We start from the raw sequence: 16,788 nt of genomic DNA, 5'->3' as shown, positions 1-16,788 counted from the left end.
ATCAGTCCTGCTGCGAGTCCTGGTCGTGCCCCTGGTCGGGCGCAGAATCAGAGTTCGTGTTCGTGCTCGTCTCCGTGCCGCTGCTGGTGCCGTGCTTGCCCAATTCGATCACGCTGCCGGTGCGGTCGGTGTAAAGGCCGAGCTGCGTGGCAGGGTCGAGCCTGACCGACGCGTGGGTGCGGTGGGTGACCGTCGGGTACGGGGCGAGCCGACCCACGCCCCAGGGACGTACGCCGCTCTTGACTGCGGTAGCCATCTTCGCCTCCTTGGAGGGGGACTGTTACGAACCAAAAGCTAAGGCCGCCGTGGATGGAGTAGGACTGACTCTGAGTACGGGTTCCACGACCGAGGGTGCAAAGGGGGCGGTATGGCCGCGAAAGGAACTGCGCGAGGACAGGCGACAACGGGCATGATCGCCGGGTCCGTCCTCCGAGTCGCCCGAGAGAGTGCGAGCTTCACACAGGCCGACATGGCCGAGGCCGTGGGCGCCGACCTCACCACCTGGCAGAGCTGGGAGACCGGGCGAAGGCCGCTCGCCAACATGAAGGCCGGTGCACTACTGAACCTGCGGCGCGGGTTACTGGCCCTGGGCTCCGCCCCTCACGTTCTCCGCCTCCTTGATCCGGCGATGGACGCGGACCGCATCATCTCGGCGACGATCCATTCGGACAACACGGGCCGGCACCCCCTGGCCGGTTGGGTGCACACCCGCGATACGGCCCACATGCTCGCGTGGGTGCTGAACGGCACCGACCCGCCCGCACTCGCACCCAGGCCGATGCCGGGACGCCGCGGCCCTGTCGCCAAGTCTCCAGTGCTGCCCGCACCCGACCGCACCACATTCTCCTCACAGCTGCGCCACACGGCCGAGTCGGCCCTGCTCGCGGGAGACGACGGTCTACTCCTTCACCGCCAGGCGCTCTACCTGTGCTCGTACGACCGAACCCCCGAGGCGACAGCGTGGATGAGCCACGCCCTGCGCACGTGCCGTGGCCTGATCGCAGCCCGCGGCTGGACACCCTACTGGGCGACGGCACGATCAACCGCAGCCGCACTCGCGCGTCTTGGCGATCGCCAGCCACTCCTGGACTTCATCGACAGAGGGTTGGCGGAAGACGACGCCGCCGAGACGGCCAACCTCAACTATTGGGCCTACTGGCTCGGCTCGATCCAAGAGTCGCAGCCGGACGACGGCTTCATGCGGCACGGACCGACCAACTGGGAACCCGTGCGGCTCCTGCGAGGACTCACCACCGGCCTGCACCGGGCCCCGGCGTACGTGGACCTGTACGTCCATTCGCTCTGGGCCCTGCTGACCACCAACCGGTGGCTGCCCCTGGCAGACGCGGAGCTGACCGAGGAACTGTGCGCGCATGCCGTCAGGTTGCTGGATCATGAGGGGATCTCCCAGCGATCGAGGCGTGAACTCAGCCTGGTGCATTACGTTCTACGCGAGAACCGCACGTGACACACCGGAGGAAGCACTTCATGGCGGACGCAGACCAGGAGCAGGCGAAGGGCACGGCAGGCTTCCTGCTGGAGATGGGTATGCTGAAGCGCGCCAAGCGGTCCGGATGGTGGATTGCCGGAGTCAAGGACCCCGAGACCATCGCGGAGCACAGTTTCAGAGTCGCACTCATCGGCTCGGTACTCGCCATGATGGAGGGCGCCGACCCGGCGAAGACCGCCCTCCTCGGCCTCTGGCACGACACCCAGGAAACCCGCGTCAGCGACATCCCGCACATTGGCCGTCGCTACCTCGAAGCCGCCAGCAACGAAAGGGTGACCGCAGACCAGGTCTCGGCCGCGCACCCGGCGGTGAAGGTCGGCGCCCAGCAAATCGTCGAAGAGTACGAGAACGGTGACTCCCTGGAAGTGATCTGCGCTCACGACGCAGACAAGCTCGAATGCCTCCTCCAAGCTGTCGAATACGGCGAGCAGGGTTGCTCGAACGTTCAGCCCTGGATTGACAGCAGCGTCGCGAAACTGAAGACAGCCGCCGCGCAGAGCCTCGCCGACGCTGCGCTCACCATGACTTCGATCGAGTGGCAGCAGACCTATCTTCCCTGACCAACACACCCACACGGAGCCCGCGGCGCACCCGCGACGGCCTGCCCGCGAACCGGCGAGGACGGTACGGGCGAACCGTCGGATCGATCAGCGACGGCGCTGACGCATCGAGGTCAAGACGGTGCCCTGCCGGGTCCGCCGTCGTGGCGCGACGTGCGTGCCCGGCAGGACGCTCGATACATGCTCGGTACGGTGCTCGGTGGGCCGTGGTCAGCGGGTGGTGGCGTAAGCGAGGAAGGCTGGCCATCCGGTGTCGGGGACGGTGAGGCGCGGGCCGGACGGGTGCTTGGAATCGCGGATGTGGACGGCCGAGTCACCCGTGGCCACCTCCACGCACTCGCCCCCGTTCCCCGCGCTGTAGCTGCTCTTCACCCAGGTGAGCCCATTGGTGTCGGGTGTGGACCGTGCGATGTTCATTGCTCTCCCAGCAGCGCTTCGATTCGGGCCAGAGAATCGCCCGGGCTGAGTGCCTGGCCCCGGAGGTCTCCATAGCGTGCTGCCAGAATACGGACCTCGTCCGGGTCTGTAATCAGACTATTGACGTCCTGTACTTCGACGTAGCCGACTTGGCGCTGTGCCCTGGGGGTGAGGAGGATGAACGGGCCCTCCAGCGCCGCGTGGTCCTCGCAGGCCAGCGGAAGAAGTTGGATCGTGGTGCTACGCAGCCGTCCAAGTGCGATGAGGTGGCGGAGTTGGGCGTGCCGCACCGCGCGACCGCCCACCAGCCGATTCAGCACCGACTCGTCGATCACGGCGCTGACCATGACGGAAGGAGTGCTCGTCAGCAACTCCTGCCGGGCCATCCGTGCCACGACTCGCTGTTCGATGGTTGCCTCGTCCAGCGGGGGGCGCCGTGACCGGAAAGTCGTGCGGGCGTAGTCCTCGGTCTGGAGGAGCCCGGGGATGGTGAGGGTGCTGAAGACGTTCACCTCGGCGGCCTCCGCCTCAAGCCGGGCGTAGTCGCGGAACCAGGCCGGGTGCCGGACACGGGTCTTCGCCTTGGCCCGGGCCACGTCCTCCTTTGCGGCGCGGAGCAGGCCTCCGGCGTCGAGGAGTTCGTCCGCGGCGTCCAGCAACTCCGGTTGCGGGGTGCGCCGTCCGCGTTCCACGGAGGAGATCAGGTCCTCGCCGTAGCCGAGGCGGTCGGCGAGTTCCCTCTGCGTGAGTCCCGCGCGTTCCCGCAGGAGTTTGAGTTGCCTCCCGAGGGTGCGGAACAACTCCAGTGTGCCGTCCGCGTCCTCCGGCGGATCGGGACGCACCGGAGTCTCGCGCCGTTCTCCGTGCCCCGCACCTGCGCCCTGTCCCATGGTGCCCCCTCGTGTCCCTGCCCCGCCCAACGGCTGCCGTCTCCGCACGGATACGTCCGACGGCCCGGACAGGGCGCTCCGCCCAGCGGTACGCACCCCGCACGTACCGGAGTCGTCCCTGGTCAGAGTAGAACGAAGCGAACACGCTCTGTCACATGAACTCGGAAATCACCCGTAACGGGGCCGTCGTGCCCAGGATGCGCTTCAGTCAGCTGTTCAGCTCCACCAGGCGTGGTGCCCACCTGGCCCGGCTGCTGTCGGTGCGGCAGCTCGTGGACTGGGGGTGGGGGCGCGAGTCGGAGGCACTGGCCACCGCGGCACTCGTCGTGGGGGAGCTGACGGCGAACGCCGCCCTGCACGGACGGGTCGCCGGCAGGGGCTTCCGCCTCACGCTGACGCCGCACCCCGATCCGTGGGCGCCGTCCCGGCTGCGCATCGCCGTGTCCGACTGCCGTGGCGAACGCGCACCCGCACGGCTCGCGCCTGCGACGGCGCAGGAGTCCGGGCGCGGCCTGCTGCTGGTCGAGGCCCTGGCCGACTGCTGGGGCGTGATGCCGCGCCTTCCGTCGGGGAAGACGGTGTGGGCGGAGTGCGCGGTGCCGGTCGGGACGGTCGCCGCCGGGCCGGAGCCGCAGGCTCCGGCGGAGCGGGGTGCGCCGCGGGGACCTCGGGTCAGGAGGCCGCGCGGAGGCGGCGGCGGGCGGCGCGGGTAGCGAGGGCGCGGCGCTGGTTCTCGTCGAGGCCGCCCCAGACGCCGTACTGCTGCTTGGTCTCCAGGGCCCACTCCAGGCACTGCTCCGCCACCGGGCAGGTGTGGCAGATCGCCTTGGCCTCCTCGGCCTGGCGCAGCGCGGGTGCGCCGGTGCCCACCGGGAAGAACAGTTCCGCGTCCTCGTTGCGACATGCGGCGTGCTGGCGCCAACTCATCGGTGCCTCCCATCGGGGTGGTGCGCGGTCGGGAATCGGGTGTTCGTCCGCCGGGGGTCGCCGCCGAGTGTCGGCGGTCGGCGCCGGCTTGCGTGCTGCGCTTCCACGGAGGTTCTCCGTGGACGTACGGGTCGCCGCAACCCGCTCCCTGAAACGCGCTTCCGCCACTTCTGCCCGGTTTCGGGCAAGGGGGGTGCCCCGGCTGAGATCGCGACTGCGCTGCTGCTGCCCAAGGCGAGCGTGACGGTCTACGTGCGCAACCTCGTCGCCAAGGGCTTCGTCCGCCGCGAGATCGACGAGGCCGACTTGCGGCGTCATCGGCTCGTACTGACCGCTGAGGGCACGCAAGCACGCGATCGAGCACTTGCCGCCCTCGTGGCGGAGTGCGATCGCAGGTTAACGAAGGTCACCCCGCAGGACCGCGTTGAGCTGCAACGCATCCTCAAAGCGATGCTCGCCTCGACCGCGTCAGACCGTATGCGCGAGTGATTCGTCTGTCCGGAGCTCTGCTGCACGGTCGGGCCGCGACCGCATGGATTCATCAGATCGTTCAGGTTGCGACGGCAAGGGAGACCCGCCCAGCGGATGCCCTTCCCGCTTCGGACGCGGGCACGTTCGCAGCGCGCACTCCGCCTCCAGCATCCGGCTCACACGGGGCCCTCGTGGGTGAGGTGGCGTCCCGAGTCCGGGTCGAAGAGGAGCAGCCGTTCGGGGTCGAACCAGACCTCCAGCCCCTGGTTCTCGCGGGCTCCGGTGGCGGCGGAGAGGCGGGTGACGAGCTGGGCCGTGCCGCCGGTGGGGACGTCGGCGGAGCCGGTGACCGAGGCCAGGTCGGTGAGCTGCTGGGAGCGGGCGCCCTCGCCCTCCAGCTCGAAGTGCGCGTACTTCTCCGAGCCGAGCGACTCCAGGACGTCCACCGTCCCGCTGAACGTGCGGCCGTCCGCCCGGTGCTGCTCGTCGACGAGGGCGGCGTCCTCGAAGTGCTCGGGCCGGATGCCCGCGATCAGTTCGCGCGGGGCGCCGGCGGACTCCAGGCGCCGGCGGACCCGGTCGGTCAGCGGGGCGGCCCCGAGCGGGGTGTCGACGTGGCCGTCCCTCACGGTCGCGGGCAGGAAGTTCATCGACGGGGAGCCGATGAAGCCCGCGACGAAGAGGTTGCTGGGCTGCTCGTAGAGGTGCTGCGGGGAGCCGATCTGCTGCACGTGCCCGGCCTGGAGGACCACGATGCGGTCCCCGAGCGTCATGGCCTCCGTCTGGTCGTGGGTGACGTAGACGGTCGTGGTGCCGAGGCGCTTCTGCAGCCGGGAGAGCGAGGTGCGCATCTGGCCGCGGAGTTTGGCGTCCAGGTTGGACAGCGGCTCGTCCATCAGGAACGCCTTCGGGCTGCGGACGATGGCCCGCCCCATCGCGACCCGCTGGCGCTGCCCGCCGGAGAGGTTGGCGGGCTTGCGGTCCAGGTGCTCGGTCAGGTCCAGGACGGCGGCGGCCTCGCCCACCTTCTCGCGGACGGTGTCCTCCGCGACCTTGGCCAGTTTCAGCGGGAAGGAGATGTTCTCCCGCACGGTCATGTGCGGGTAGAGGGCGTAGGACTGGAAGACCATGGCGATGTCCCGGTCCTTGGGGGCGCGTTCGTTCATGCGCGTGCCGTCGATGCGCAGTTCGCCCGCGGTGATGTCCTCCAGCCCGGCCACCATGTTCAAGGTGGTGGACTTCCCGCACCCGGAGGGGCCGACGAGGATGAGGAACTCGCCGTCCCCGACGGTCAGGTCGACCTCGGACACCGCCAGCGAGCCGTCGGGGAAGCGCTTGGACACCTTGTCGAGCACGATCTCAGCCATGGCAGAACCCCTTGTCAACCCTTCACGGCGCCGGAAGTCAGCCCCGCGACAATGCGGCGCTGGAAGAAGAGCACGAACAGGACGATCGGAACGGTGATCACCACGGCCGCCGCCGAGATGGTGCCGGTCGGATCCTCGAACTGGGAGGAGCCGGTGAAGAACGACAGCGCCGCGGGCACCGTGCGCGAGGCCTCGGACGAGGTCAGCGAGATGGCGAAGAGGAAGTCGTTCCAGCAGAAGATGAACACCAGGATCGCGGTGGTGAAGACGCCGGGCGCGGCCAGCGGCGCGATCACCCGGCGGAACGCCTGGGCGGGGGTGGCGCCGTCCATCTTGGCGGCCTTCTCCAGTTCCCAGGGGATCTCCCGGAAGAAGGCCGAGAGGGTGTAGATCGCCAGGGGCAGGGCGAAGGTGATGTACGGCAGGATCAGCCCCGGCCAGGTGTCGAACAGGCCCAGTTCCCGCTCGATGTTGAACAGCGGGGTGATCAGGGAGATCTGCGGGAACATCGCGATGAGCAGCGAGACGCCGATCAGGGCCCGCTTCCCGGGGAAGTCGAGCCGGGCGATCGCGTAGGCGGCCATGGTGGCGAGGACGACGGCGAGGAACGTCGCGATGAGCGCGATGCCGATGGAGTTGACCAGCGCCCGGATGAACTCGTCGGTCCGGAAGATGTCCCGGTAGTTGGCCAGGGTCCAGGAGCGCGGAACGAAGTTGCCGTCGGTGACCGTCTCCTTGGTCTTGAAGGAGAGCGAGGCGATCCACAGCACCGGTGTCAGGGCGTAGATCACCACGACGGTGTTGACGAACGCCCACTTGCTCCTGCGCCGGTTCAGCGCCCGCTGCCGGAGGCCGGTGCCGGGCCCGGCGGACTGCTCCTCGGCCGCCGGGCGGGCCGCGGCTGTACTCTCGGCGGACATCAGCCCCTGCCTCCCTGGTCACTGCCTGGTGCGGCGGTGCCGAACAGTTTCACGAACAGGAACGCGATGATCGCGACGGCGAGGAAGATCAGCACCGACATGGTCGAGCCGATGCCGAGGTTCAGCCCCCTGATCAGGTTGTTGTAGGTGATCATCGAGACCGAGGAGGTGTCGTTGGCGCCGGAGGTGAGGACGAAGATGTTGTCGAAGATCCGGAACGCGTCCAGGGTGCGGAACAGCAGCGCCACCAGGATGGCCGGCTTCATCACCGGCACGGTCACCTTGACGAACCGCTGCCAGCCGCCCGCGCCGTCCATCGCCGCCGCCTTCATCAGGTCGTCCGGCACCAGCGCCAGCCCGGCCATCAGCAGCAGCGCCATGAAGGGCGTGGTCTTCCACACCTCCGCGAGGATGATGATCGCCAGCGAGGCCGTCCGCTCGGTGAGCGGGGCCGAGCCGGAGGCGAAGGCCTCCGCCAGGTACCCGGTGTCGGGGGTCCAGGCGTAGAACCAGGAGAAGGCGGCGACCACGGTGACGATGCCGTACGGGATCAGCGTCACCGTCCGCACCAGTCCGCGGGCCAGCAGCGTGCGGTGCATGATCAGCGCCAGCGCCATGCCGAGCACCAGCTCCAGCACGACCGACACCACGGTGATGATCACCGTCACGCTGAACGCCGACCACCAGTAGGAGTTGGTGAGGACCACGAGGTAGTTGTCCAGCCCGACGAACTCCTGCTCGCCGGGGAAGCGCAGGTCGAAGCGGTGCAGCGACAGCCAGACCGAGTAGACGATCGGCCAGCCGGTCACCGCGACCATCACCAGGGCCGCCGGGGCGCACAGCAGCCAGCCCAGCCGCCGCTCGGCCCGCTTGCCCTCGCTCATCGCGGCCCCGCCGCGCTTCCTCCCTCCCGGCTTCCCGGCCCCGGTCGGCGGAGGCGCCGCGGTTCCGGCGGCGGCCCGGCCGCCCGCGCCGGGCCCGCCCGGGGCGCCGGGCTCGGGGGAGGAGGACGTCATGGCAGGACCCCCTGGGACTCGAGCGCCGCGTCCAGCTCCTCGCGCAGCTCGTCGGCCGTCCGTTCCGGGTCGATGGACGAGGGCGGCGAGAGGATCTTCGCGGTCACGGTGGAGAGGTTCTGGTAGACGGGCGTCAGCGGCCGGACGGCCGCGTCCTCCAGGGCCGCCCGGATGGTCTCCCGCGGCGGGTACTCGCTCGCCATCGTCGGGTTGGTCTCCGGGTCGGCGGGCTTGTCCGGGTCGAGCGGGGTCTCGTCCCCGTAGACGGTCTCGATGCTGGGCGGCAGACCGGACCGCAGCGCCTGGAACTTCTGGCTCTCCGGGCTGCGCAGGCACAGCGCCGCGTCGAACGCCTCCGGCTTGTTCTGCGAGTAGCTGCTCACGGCCAGGTTGTAGCCGCCCGCGGTGGCCCGGCTGACGTCCCCCTCCTCGACCGTGGGATAGCGGGCCCACTTGAAGTGCTCCAGGTCGTCCGGCTTCTCCTGGGCGTAGGAGGCGTAGACGAAGGGCCAGTTGAACTCGAAGGCACCGCGCCCGTTCTGGAACGCCAGCCGGACCTCGTCCTCCTGCTGGTTCGACAGCGACGGGCTGGTGATCCCGGAGGTGGAGATCTCCTTCAGGATGCGCAGCGCCTCGACCACTCCCTCGTCGACGACGGCCTCCGAACCGTCCTCGGAGAGCAACTGCCCGCCGGCCGAGGCCACCAGGCTGTTGAAGAAGACCACCAGACCCTCGTACTGCGCGCCGGTGAACAGCACCTGGTGGGGTTCACCCGCCTTCTTCAGCTCCTTGGCGGTGGCGATCACCTCGTCCCAGGTGTCCGGCGGTTCCGGCGTGATCCGGTCGTCGTACCAGAGGAGCTGGATGTTGGTGTTCTTCGCCGCCCCGTAGACGCGGTCGTCCCAGCGCGCCGTCTCCAGCGGGCCCGGTAGCACGTTCTCGACCGCCTCCGCGCGGTTCCCGCCCGTCCACTCCTCGACCCAGCCTGCCTCGGCGAACTCCGGCATCCAGGTCACGTCCAGCCCGAGGACGTCCAGCCCGGTGTCCTCCGCGGCCAGCCGCCGCACCATCTGCTCCCGCTGCCCGTCGGCGTCGCGGGGGAGCTGGTGGTAGACGATGCGGTAGCGGCCGTCGGCCTCGGTGTTGCACTTCGCCACGACGTCCGGGAGGCTCTCCTCGGGCGAGAGGTACAGGTTCACCTCGGTGGTGCCGCTGTCGCTCCCGCAGCCGGCCAGCAGGCCGGCGGCGAGCACCGCGGCGCCGGCCGCGGCGCCGATCCGGCCCCGCGGCGTCCGGCCTCCGCGCAGGCGGCCCTGTGCCCCCGCGGCTCGGCCCGGCCGCGGCTTCCTCCACGTTCTCACCCTCACCGACCAGGCCTCCTTGCCTGCGCCGTCCTGTCCGGGGGCAGTCCCTCATCCGGTGTGCGGCGGTCTCGCAGCACCCTCGTGCCGTTGCCGCCGGGCGTCAAGCGCTGCGACCCCGATGGCGTAATCCGGTGCCTCCTCGCACCGGTGTCCGCGCCGGTGTCCCGCGCGGCTCCGCGAGGGCCCCCGGCGCCCCCGTGGAGCCGCGTGGATACCACCTGTCAGCGTCCCGCGGGTCCCCCGGACCGCGCATCCCGGCGGCGGTCCGTCCAGCGCGCTCACCCGGTGCTCGGTCACTCGGCGGCGGGGCGCGTCACCGCTCCTCGCCGGTGCTGTCCTCGGTGGCGCCGGGACGGTCGTCGCGCTCCCGGTTCCCGGGCAGGAACTCCTGCGCCTTCGCCTTGACGCCCTGCCGGATCACGTCGACGCGGTCGCTGTCGCCGCCCAGGATCGCCGAGGCGGTGGACTCGATCTGCTCCAGCGAGGCGTGCGGCGGGATCGGCGGCACCGAGGGGTCGGTGCGGAAGTCGATGACGAAGGGGCGGTCGGCCGCCAGCGCCTGCCGCCACGCGTCCTCGACCTCCTCCGGCTTCTCCACCCGGACGCCGGCCAGGCCCATCGCCCGCGCGAACTCCGCGTACGGGAGATCGGGGAGATGCTGGGACTCCTCGAACTGCGGCGCCCCGGACATGGCGCGCATCTCCCAGGTGACCTGGTTGAGGTCCCCGTTGTTCAGCACCGCCACGATCAGCCGCGGATCGGCCCACTCCCGCCAGTACTTCGCGGCGGTCGCCATCTCCATCATGCCGTTCATCTGCATCGCGCCGTCCCCGACGAGCGCGATCGCCGGACGGTCCGGGTGGGCGAACTTCGCGCCGATGGCGTACGGCACGCCGGGGCCCATGGTGGCGAGGGTGCCGGAGAGCGAGCCCCGCATCCGGCCGCGCAGGCGCAGGTGGCGGGCGTACCAGTTGGCGGCGGAGCCGGAGTCCGCGCTGAGCACGGCGTCGTCCGGCAGCATCCCGTCGAGCGCGTGCACCACGTACTCGGGGTTGACGGGGTCGGCTTCCACGGCGGCACGCCGCTGCATGACCTCCCACCAGCGGGACACGTCGCTCTCCACCTTCTCCCGCCAGCGCCGGCTCTCCTTGCGGTGCAGGAGCGGCAGCAGCCGGCGCAGCGTCTCCCGGGAGTCGCCGACGAGGTTGACCTCGAAGGGGTAGCGCATCCCGATCATGTGCGGGTCGATGTCGATCTGCACCGCGCGCGCCTGGTCCAGCTCGGGCATGAACTGGGTGTAGGGGAAGCTGGAACCGATCATCAGCAGGGTGTCGCAGTCCTGCATCAGCTCGTACGACGGCCGGGTGCCCAGCAGCCCGATCGCGCCCGTCACGTACGGCAGGTCGTCGGGGAACGCGTCCTTGCCCAGGAGGGCCTTCGCCACTCCCGCGCCGAGCAGGTCGGCCACCTGCTCCACCTCGATGCGGGCGCCGCGGGCGCCCTGGCCGATCAGCACGGCGACCTTCTCGCCGGAGTTCAGCACCTCCGCGGCCCGCTCGATCTCCTCCTCGACCGGGACCGGTGCGTAGTGGGCCATGCCCATGCTGGACGGCACCATCTTGAACTCGTGCGTCGGCGGGCTGTAGTCCAGCTCCTGCACGTCGCCCGGGACGATGATCGCGGTCACCGTGCGCCGGGCGTAGGCGGTGCGCATCGCCCGGTCGATGAGGTTCGGGAGCTGCTCGGGAACGGTCGCCGTCTCGCAGAAGTCCGAGGCCACGTCCTTGTAGAGCGAGGCCAGGTCCACCTCCTGCTGGTACGAGCCGCCCATCGCGCTGCGCGCCGTCTGGCCGACGATCGCCACCACCGGGACGTGGTCCAGCTTGGCGTCGTACAGGCCGTTCAGCAGATGGATCGCACCGGGCCCCGAGGTGGCGGCGCAGACACCGACCTTGCCGGAGAACTTGGCGTAGCCGACCGCCTGGAACGCCGACATCTCCTCGTGGCGCGACTGGACGAACTTCGGCTGGTTCCCGGCCCGGCCCCACGCCGCGAGCAGGCCGTTGATGCCGTCCCCCGCGTAGCCGAAGACGTGGCTCACGTCCCATTCGCGCAACCGCTGGAGGATGTAGTCGGCAACCTTCGTACTGGCCATTGCTGGTCCCTTCTCACTGCCCGTCGCGGTCGGCCCGGACGGCTGCTGGTCACGCGTTCCGTCCGCGGCCCCCGCGCCGGCGGATTCGGCGGCGGGCGGCGGAGCACGGAGCCCCGCCGCCCCGTTCCCGCGAACTCCCCGGGTGTCCGGCGGCGGGACCCGGAAACGTCCCGCCGGGGCCGAAGGCGCGGCCCGGCGCGGAGCCACCGGGGCGGGAAGGCGGGGGCGGGCAGGGTTCAGGAGCTGCCGAAGACCTCGTGGGTCACGGCGTCGGGTCCGTCGTACCGCCGAACGTCCGCCGCACCGCCGAGCGCCCCCGGCGCCGGGGGAGCCGGTGCCGGGGGCGCTCGGTGAGTGCGGGCGGGTCGCCCGTGCGGGCGGGTCAGCCCGGCCAAGTTCCGGTGACGCGCCGGACGGCGGTGGCGCCGCCGCGGTTCACCGCTGCTCTGACCAGCGCGAACACCGCCCCCTGGAGGGCTGCCGCGGGCAACACCTCGGACCAGCTCCGCGCCTCGTCCAGGGGCTCGGGCGCCTCGGAGTCGCCGCCGACCACCTTCCAGACCTGGTTGAACACCGCTCCGGCGGCCATACCGGCGGCCATGCCGACCGCGATGCCGACGGGCTTGTAGAGGAGTCTGCTGTTCATGGTCACCGCCTGCCCTTGCACCCGCGGAGCAGCACCACGGCCACCAGGACGGCCGCGCCCGCCGCCAGCAGCGGTCCGGGGTTGCGCCGTCCGGCCTCCGCTGCCTGGAGGGCCGTGTCCCGCACCTGCTCCGGGGTCTTCTCCTGGAGGGAGTGGACGGCCTTGCCGGCCTTCTCCTTCGCCTGGGCGCCGCCGCGGGAAGCCTTCTCCCGGGCTCCCGCGGTCTTCGCCTTGGCCTGCTCGCGAGCCTCCGCCGTCTTGACCTTGGCCTGCTCGCGGGCCTCGGCGGTCCGCTGCTTGAGCTGTCCCTTCACGTCTGCCTTGCCCGCGAGGGCCTCGACCGTCTCGCCGAGCCGCTCGCGGGTGTCCTCGACCTGCGCCCGCAGTTCGGCCTGGCTGTCTGCGTCGGGGCCGCCACCCTCGGGTGTGGTCGTCATCGCCGTGCCCTTTCCTTGATCTCGTCGACGTCTGTGCGCACGCTGCTCATCGTCTGCCCCGGTGTGGGCGGAACAGCCTTGTCGATCTGCTTCTTGCCGCTCATGGCCATGACCGCGGTCACCACGAGCAGGACGGCCGCCACGACGAGCGCGGCCGCCCACACCGGCATCACGAGTGCCAGCGCGGCGCCTGCCGCGACCAGCAGCGCCTGAACGGCGAGGAACCCGGCGACTCCCGCGCCGCCGAAGAGCCCGCCGCCGAGTCCGGCTCGCTTGCCCTTCTCGGTCAGCTCCTGCTGGGCCAGCCGCATTTCGCTGCGGACCAGTTCCGAGAGCTGCTCCGAGGCCTGTTTGACCAGTGCGCCGGTGGACGCCTCGACGTCCTGGCCCGGCGCCTCGCTGTCGGTTCCACGCACCTTGCCTCACCTCTTCCGTGCGGTGACCGGCCGGGTACCCCGTCGTCCCGGGTTCACCCCTGCTGTTGCAGGCGCCGTTCCGTGGCAGGGAGGGCGGGAGGCGGCGGAGACCGCGGCCGGGCGCAGGCGTGTCAGTCCTCGCGGACCTCCGACATCGCCACCGGCCGGTGCTCGCGCAGCGAGCGGACGCAGGCCTCGGCGATCCACTCCGCCTCCACGGCGTCGGCCACCGTGCACGGCGACTCGGCACGCCCCGCCGCCATCTCGACGAAGGCGGCCAGCTCGGCGCGGTACGCACCGTGGAAGCGGTCCATGAAGAAGTGGTGCGGCGCTCCCGCGGGGAAGTGTGCTCCCGGCTCGACCGACCGCAGCGGCAACCGGTCGTCCAGGCCGACCGCGACGCTGTCCCGCAGGCCGTGCAGCTCCATGCGCACGTCGTACCCCCGCGGGTTGTGGCGGCTGTTGGAGACGAGCACCAGGGTGCCGTCGTCGAGGGTGAGCACGGCGGCGGAGGTGTCCACGTCGTCCACCTCGGCGATGTACGGGGCGCCACGGTTGCCGCCGGTGGCGTACACCCCCCGGACCTCGCGGCCGGTGACCCACCGGACGGCGTCGAAGTCGTGCACGGCGCAGTCGCGGAAGATGCCACCGGACGCGGCGACGTAGGCGGGCGGCGGTGGTTCCGGGTCGAGTGTGGTGCAGCGGACGGTGTGCAGCGGGCCCAGCTCCCCGCTGCGCACCGCCTCCCGGGCGGCGGTGAAGCCCGGGTCGAAGCGCCGGTTGTAGCCCATCTGCACCCGGCCGCCGTTCTCCCGCACGGCGCGGAGTACCTGGCGGCTCTCCTCCGCGGTGCGGGCGACGGGTTTCTCACAGAAGACGGGCAGCCCGGCCTTCACCGCGTTCCGCAGCAGCTCGGGGTGCGCGTCGGTGGCGGCCGCGATCACCACCGCGTCCACGCCCGCCGCCAGCACCGCCTCCGGGGATTCGACGGCCCGGCCGCCGAAGCGTGCGGCGGTCCCGGTGGCGGCGGCGGTGACCGGGTCGGTGACGAGGAGCGAGTCGACGGTGTCCAGGGCGGCGAGCGTCTCGGCGTGGAAGGCGCCGATCCGGCCGCAGCCCATGATTCCGATGCGCATCAGGGGCGCTCCCCTGCTGAGGTGGTGCGCGTGGTGCGTGGCCCCGCGGTGGCCTCCCCGGGCGGGACGGCCTGCACGGGCGGGAACATCATCGAACCCTCCTCGTCCGCGACGTTGAGGGCGACCCCGGCCGGCACCCCCAGCGCGGGCACCACGATGTCCAGCAGTTGCGAGCCGAGCACCGTGCGGTACTCCGACTCGGTGTCCGGCTCCTCCTCGCGCGCGAGGACGAAACGGGCGAGCGCCGGCTCGTCGGTGAACGCGTAGAGCCAGCGGATGCCGTCGAAGGACGCGGAGAGGAAACCTTCGTCCACCACCGGCGTCAGAACCGCCGTACGTCTGAACCGGCCGAGCAGGGCCTCCGGATCACCCGTTCCCGCTCGCACTGCCGCGATGTGCTCGGTCAACTCCACAACAGACCCCGTGTCCCTCGATCCCCGATGCACCGGCCGTGCGGAGCAGGTCTCGCATGGTGGCCGGTGGTCAGCACGATAGCTGTCCGGCGTGCCGCCGTCCGCCGTGATCCGGACACTGGTGCAAAGCCACCGCCGTGCTCCCGGAGGTGTCCGGGCCGCCCGCGAGCCTCCGGGCCGCGGGCAGACCGCATGCTGTTCGAGCCGGTGGGGCGGACGGAAGGGGTTTCCCCAGGAGCCGAGCGGCAACAAGGGTGTCATGTCCAGTAGGAGCAATTACGGAAGCGCGGCGAGGATCATCGCCGTGATCGCGGATGTGGCGGCCCTGATCCTGGGCCTGTGGATTCTCATGTATCTCCTCGACGCAAACCGGGCCAACGCTCTGGTGAGCTTCGTGCAGGACGCCGCCCGCTGGTTGGCGGGCTGGTCCCACGATCTGTTCACCTTCGACGAGGAGTGGGCACGCGTCGTCGCCGGCTACGGACTCGCGGCCGTGGTCTACCTCGCCATCGGGCACCTCTTCGCCTCCCGGCTGCGCCGCTCCTGACAGCGTCCTGGAGATCTTGGAAGCGCGCCCGGCTCGGACCGGTTCATGGCGAGCGACGTCTACCGGTGGTCCGGTGTGAGCCGGGCGGCCGGAGCAAGGCCTTCAGCGGTGTCTCCTCGATGGCCGGTTCCAAGGGGTTCAGTGGTCGAAGCCGGGCAGCGTGCGGGTCGGTCGCGGCATGCGGACGTCCTGCTCGGCCCTCCGGTGCCCGATCGTGCGGTGTCGCGCAGGTCGCGGGACCGGTTGTCACTGCACTGCGACGGGCACGAGGTAGCCGGCGGCCACGGCGACGCCGACGATGGCGAGAGTGTAGGCGGCCAGCAGCCGGGGCGACAGCAGCCGGCTGAGGAGGCCCAGTTCGGGGACGTTGACTCCCGCTGCGGAGATCACCAGGGCGAACACGGCGCCGAGGGCCATGCCGCCCGAGTGGAGAGCGGAGGCGATCGGCAGGAACGCCTCCGTGGAGACGTAGAAGGGGATGCCCAACAGGGCTGCGACCGGCACCGCGAAGGGGTTGTCCGAGCCGGACCAGCGGGCAACGAGGTCCTGCGGAACGAAGCCGACGACCGCGGCGGCGATGACCACCGCGAGCACCATCGGCACTGCGAGCCCCCTTATCAGATCCAGCGCGTAGCGCAGTGACGGCCGGGTCTCGGCGCGCCAGCCCCGCCAGGGGGTCTCGTCGCTGAACGGGTCCGGCCTGCGGCAGTCGTGGGCGCGGCCGGGCGTCCGCTCCTCGGCAGGTGGCGCCGCCTGCCCGGCCGGTGCCCGGGCGGGCAGCAGGTGGCGCTCCAGACGGGCGGCGTCCGCGGAGAGCGCGGCCAGCAGCACGGCGGTGAAGGTCACCACCGCGTAGGCGAGTGTGGCCTGCCATCCGAACAGGGCGAGCAGCACCACCACCACGATCGGGTCGAGCAGCGGGGAGGCCAGCAGGAACCCGGCGATCGTGGCGGTCTGAATTCGGGCATTGACCATCCCCGACACCACGGGGACCGCTGAGTACGAGCAGAAGGGCGTGACGAAGCCGAGCAGGATGCCCTTCAGCGCTCCGCGCAGCCGCCCGCCGCCGAGCCAGCCGCGCAGCCTGGCCACCCCGACCCGCCGGGCGGCGAGCGCCAGCAGCATCGCGACGGCCACCATCAGGACCGTCAGTTCGGCCAGCAGCACCACGAACTGCAGGGCCGCATCCACGATCCGCTCACTCATCCCCGACCCCTGCCTGCCACGGAGCCAGCGTGTGTCGCCTGTTCTCGGCCCGTACCGGAGCCCGTCCCATGACCACCTCGGCGGCGGAGGGGAACTCGGCCAGGCAGTCGGGGTTCACCCGCACATGGCTGGCGGTGCCCACGCGCTCGACGCACACGAACCCCAGCTCGGCGAGCCGCCGCACATGGCCGGAGACGGTGGGCTGGCCCACCCCGACCTCGGCCGCGAGCGTGCCGATGTTCACGGGCTGCCGGGCGGTCGCCAGCAGGTGGAGCAGCTGCAGCCGTGTCGGGTCGGCCAGGCACCCGAACCAGCTTGCGTACGCCTCGGCGTCGGCGCGGTCCAGCATGACAACCTCCTTTAATCGTTCATCGCCGATGGTAGATGAAA

The 16,788-nt window shown here is 70.9% G+C and carries 21 protein-coding genes; 5 read left to right on the top strand and 16 right to left on the bottom strand.

Going from position 1 to position 16,788, the window contains the following annotated elements:
• Position 1: 1 nt before the first annotated feature.
• Complete coding sequence (gene tgmA / locus H300_RS0103590) at positions 2 to 256, bottom strand: putative ATP-grasp-modified RiPP (protein WP_028426343.1); 255 nt, start codon at positions 254 to 256, stop codon at positions 2 to 4.
• Positions 257 to 469: 213 nt separating this feature from the next.
• Here tgmA and H300_RS0103585 point away from each other — a divergent pair, with 213 nt between their 5' ends.
• On the top strand, positions 470 to 1,468 hold the full coding sequence (locus H300_RS0103585) for an XRE family transcriptional regulator (RefSeq protein ID WP_486583532.1): 999 nt from the start codon (positions 470 to 472) through the stop codon (positions 1,466 to 1,468).
• A gap of 20 nt (positions 1,469 to 1,488) precedes the next feature.
• Complete coding sequence (locus tag H300_RS0103580) at positions 1,489 to 2,070, top strand: HD domain-containing protein (RefSeq protein ID WP_028426341.1); 582 nt, start codon at positions 1,489 to 1,491, stop codon at positions 2,068 to 2,070.
• A gap of 210 nt (positions 2,071 to 2,280) precedes the next feature.
• On the opposite strand, the gene H300_RS0103575 is transcribed toward H300_RS0103580, so the two are convergent.
• Together H300_RS0103575 and H300_RS0103570 are read right to left on the bottom strand one after the other, a co-directional pair.
• Positions 2,281 to 2,487: a DUF397 domain-containing protein gene (locus H300_RS0103575; protein ID WP_028426340.1), complete on the bottom strand. Its 207-nt coding sequence runs from the start codon at positions 2,485 to 2,487 to the stop codon at positions 2,281 to 2,283.
• The gene (locus tag H300_RS0103570; protein WP_078515685.1) at positions 2,484 to 3,377 is read right to left on the bottom strand and encodes a Scr1 family TA system antitoxin-like transcriptional regulator; all 894 of its coding nucleotides are present in this window, start codon (positions 3,375 to 3,377) and stop codon (positions 2,484 to 2,486) included. Before H300_RS0103570 ends, H300_RS0103575 begins: the two co-directional genes overlap by 4 nt.
• A gap of 155 nt (positions 3,378 to 3,532) precedes the next feature.
• On the opposite strand from H300_RS0103570, the gene H300_RS24740 reads away from it, so the two are divergent.
• Positions 3,533 to 4,090, top strand: coding sequence for an ATP-binding protein (locus H300_RS24740; protein WP_486583531.1), 558 nt, complete (start codon positions 3,533 to 3,535; stop codon positions 4,088 to 4,090).
• Here the strand turns inward: H300_RS24740 and H300_RS0103560 are convergent.
• Entirely contained in the window at positions 4,050 to 4,304 is a 255-nt protein-coding gene (locus H300_RS0103560) for a WhiB family transcriptional regulator (RefSeq protein ID WP_028426338.1), read from the bottom strand. The genes H300_RS24740 and H300_RS0103560 overlap by 41 nt on opposite strands.
• On the opposite strand from H300_RS0103560, the gene H300_RS32100 reads away from it, so the two are divergent.
• A complete protein-coding gene (locus H300_RS32100; protein WP_486583530.1) occupies positions 4,191 to 4,793 on the top strand; it encodes a MarR family winged helix-turn-helix transcriptional regulator in 603 nt (200 codons plus the stop codon). The genes H300_RS0103560 and H300_RS32100 overlap by 114 nt on opposite strands.
• 158 nt (positions 4,794 to 4,951) lie before the next feature.
• On the opposite strand, the gene H300_RS0103550 is transcribed toward H300_RS32100, so the two are convergent.
• From H300_RS0103550 to H300_RS24725, 10 genes are all read right to left on the bottom strand, one after another.
• Positions 4,952 to 6,142, bottom strand: a complete 1,191-nt coding sequence (locus H300_RS0103550; RefSeq protein WP_028426337.1) for a sn-glycerol-3-phosphate ABC transporter ATP-binding protein UgpC — start codon at positions 6,140 to 6,142, stop codon at positions 4,952 to 4,954.
• Between the two features lie 14 nt (positions 6,143 to 6,156).
• Positions 6,157 to 7,062, bottom strand: a complete 906-nt coding sequence (locus H300_RS0103545; RefSeq protein ID WP_078515684.1) for a carbohydrate ABC transporter permease — start codon at positions 7,060 to 7,062, stop codon at positions 6,157 to 6,159.
• Complete coding sequence (locus tag H300_RS24730; protein WP_051269399.1) at positions 7,062 to 7,946, bottom strand: carbohydrate ABC transporter permease; 885 nt, start codon at positions 7,944 to 7,946, stop codon at positions 7,062 to 7,064. The genes H300_RS0103545 and H300_RS24730 overlap by 1 nt, the downstream gene beginning before the upstream one ends.
• Positions 7,947 to 8,074: 128 nt before the next feature.
• The gene (locus H300_RS0103535; protein ID WP_199779122.1) at positions 8,075 to 9,445 is read right to left on the bottom strand and encodes an ABC transporter substrate-binding protein; all 1,371 of its coding nucleotides are present in this window, start codon (positions 9,443 to 9,445) and stop codon (positions 8,075 to 8,077) included.
• 310 nt (positions 9,446 to 9,755) lie between these two features.
• The gene (locus H300_RS0103530) at positions 9,756 to 11,597 is read right to left on the bottom strand and encodes a thiamine pyrophosphate-requiring protein (protein ID WP_028426334.1); all 1,842 of its coding nucleotides are present in this window, start codon (positions 11,595 to 11,597) and stop codon (positions 9,756 to 9,758) included.
• A gap of 382 nt (positions 11,598 to 11,979) precedes the next feature.
• Positions 11,980 to 12,243, bottom strand: coding sequence for a DUF4235 domain-containing protein (locus H300_RS0103525; protein ID WP_028426333.1), 264 nt, complete (start codon positions 12,241 to 12,243; stop codon positions 11,980 to 11,982).
• A gap of 2 nt (positions 12,244 to 12,245) precedes the next feature.
• Complete coding sequence (locus H300_RS0103520; RefSeq protein ID WP_028426332.1) at positions 12,246 to 12,680, bottom strand: DUF3618 domain-containing protein; 435 nt, start codon at positions 12,678 to 12,680, stop codon at positions 12,246 to 12,248.
• Positions 12,677 to 12,991 carry a phage holin family protein gene (locus H300_RS0103515; protein WP_486583542.1) on the bottom strand — a complete coding sequence of 105 codons (315 nt, stop codon included), beginning with the start codon at positions 12,989 to 12,991 and terminating at the stop codon, positions 12,677 to 12,679. The genes H300_RS0103520 and H300_RS0103515 overlap by 4 nt, the downstream gene beginning before the upstream one ends.
• 236 nt (positions 12,992 to 13,227) lie before the next feature.
• The gene (locus H300_RS0103510) at positions 13,228 to 14,232 is read right to left on the bottom strand and encodes a Gfo/Idh/MocA family protein (RefSeq protein WP_028426330.1); all 1,005 of its coding nucleotides are present in this window, start codon (positions 14,230 to 14,232) and stop codon (positions 13,228 to 13,230) included.
• Complete coding sequence (locus H300_RS24725; protein WP_051269393.1) at positions 14,232 to 14,645, bottom strand: SseB family protein; 414 nt, start codon at positions 14,643 to 14,645, stop codon at positions 14,232 to 14,234. The genes H300_RS0103510 and H300_RS24725 overlap by 1 nt, the downstream gene beginning before the upstream one ends.
• 259 nt (positions 14,646 to 14,904) lie before the next feature.
• On the opposite strand from H300_RS24725, the gene H300_RS0103500 reads away from it, so the two are divergent.
• The gene (locus H300_RS0103500) at positions 14,905 to 15,192 is read left to right on the top strand and encodes a hypothetical protein (RefSeq protein WP_028426329.1); all 288 of its coding nucleotides are present in this window, start codon (positions 14,905 to 14,907) and stop codon (positions 15,190 to 15,192) included.
• A gap of 246 nt (positions 15,193 to 15,438) precedes the next feature.
• Here H300_RS0103500 and H300_RS0103495 read toward each other — a convergent pair whose 3' ends face one another.
• Together H300_RS0103495 and H300_RS24720 are read right to left on the bottom strand one after the other, a co-directional pair.
• A complete protein-coding gene (locus tag H300_RS0103495; protein WP_078515682.1) occupies positions 15,439 to 16,398 on the bottom strand; it encodes a permease in 960 nt (319 codons plus the stop codon).
• The gene (locus tag H300_RS24720) at positions 16,391 to 16,747 is read right to left on the bottom strand and encodes a metalloregulator ArsR/SmtB family transcription factor (RefSeq protein ID WP_158678310.1); all 357 of its coding nucleotides are present in this window, start codon (positions 16,745 to 16,747) and stop codon (positions 16,391 to 16,393) included. Before H300_RS24720 ends, H300_RS0103495 begins: the two co-directional genes overlap by 8 nt.
• Positions 16,748 to 16,788: the final 41 nt, after the last annotated feature.

This window comes from Streptomyces sp. TAA040 (assembly GCF_000424845.1).
This window is presented reverse-complemented; position numbering and strand designations above follow the sequence as displayed.

Bases quoted from the DNA above. Each gene is read 5' to 3' on its own strand.
- H300_RS0103515 (WP_486583542.1), bottom strand. From the start codon at position 12,991: ATGCGGCTGGCCCAGCAGGAGCTGACCGAGAAGGGCAAGCGAGCCGGA.
- H300_RS0103585 (WP_486583532.1), top strand. From the start codon at position 470: ATGGCCGAGGCCGTGGGCGCCGACCTCACCACCTGGCAGAGCTGGGAG.
- H300_RS0103580 (WP_028426341.1), top strand. From the start codon at position 1,489: ATGGCGGACGCAGACCAGGAGCAGGCGAAGGGCACGGCAGGCTTCCTG.
- H300_RS0103530 (WP_028426334.1), bottom strand. From the start codon at position 11,597: ATGGCCAGTACGAAGGTTGCCGACTACATCCTCCAGCGGTTGCGCGAA.
- H300_RS24720 (WP_158678310.1), bottom strand. From the start codon at position 16,747: ATGCTGGACCGCGCCGACGCCGAGGCGTACGCAAGCTGGTTCGGGTGC.
- H300_RS0103495 (WP_078515682.1), bottom strand. From the start codon at position 16,398: ATGAGTGAGCGGATCGTGGATGCGGCCCTGCAGTTCGTGGTGCTGCTG.
- H300_RS0103545 (WP_078515684.1), bottom strand. From the start codon at position 7,062: ATGTCCGCCGAGAGTACAGCCGCGGCCCGCCCGGCGGCCGAGGAGCAG.
- H300_RS0103560 (WP_028426338.1), bottom strand. From the start codon at position 4,304: ATGAGTTGGCGCCAGCACGCCGCATGTCGCAACGAGGACGCGGAACTG.
- H300_RS0103575 (WP_028426340.1), bottom strand. From the start codon at position 2,487: ATGAACATCGCACGGTCCACACCCGACACCAATGGGCTCACCTGGGTG.
- H300_RS0103500 (WP_028426329.1), top strand. From the start codon at position 14,905: ATGTCCAGTAGGAGCAATTACGGAAGCGCGGCGAGGATCATCGCCGTG.
- H300_RS0103570 (WP_078515685.1), bottom strand. From the start codon at position 3,377: ATGGGACAGGGCGCAGGTGCGGGGCACGGAGAACGGCGCGAGACTCCG.
- tgmA (WP_028426343.1), bottom strand. From the start codon at position 256: ATGGCTACCGCAGTCAAGAGCGGCGTACGTCCCTGGGGCGTGGGTCGG.
- H300_RS24740 (WP_486583531.1), top strand. From the start codon at position 3,533: ATGAACTCGGAAATCACCCGTAACGGGGCCGTCGTGCCCAGGATGCGC.
- H300_RS0103525 (WP_028426333.1), bottom strand. From the start codon at position 12,243: ATGAACAGCAGACTCCTCTACAAGCCCGTCGGCATCGCGGTCGGCATG.
- H300_RS24730 (WP_051269399.1), bottom strand. From the start codon at position 7,946: ATGAGCGAGGGCAAGCGGGCCGAGCGGCGGCTGGGCTGGCTGCTGTGC.
- H300_RS0103520 (WP_028426332.1), bottom strand. From the start codon at position 12,680: ATGACGACCACACCCGAGGGTGGCGGCCCCGACGCAGACAGCCAGGCC.
- H300_RS0103510 (WP_028426330.1), bottom strand. From the start codon at position 14,232: ATGCGCATCGGAATCATGGGCTGCGGCCGGATCGGCGCCTTCCACGCC.
- H300_RS0103550 (WP_028426337.1), bottom strand. From the start codon at position 6,142: ATGGCTGAGATCGTGCTCGACAAGGTGTCCAAGCGCTTCCCCGACGGC.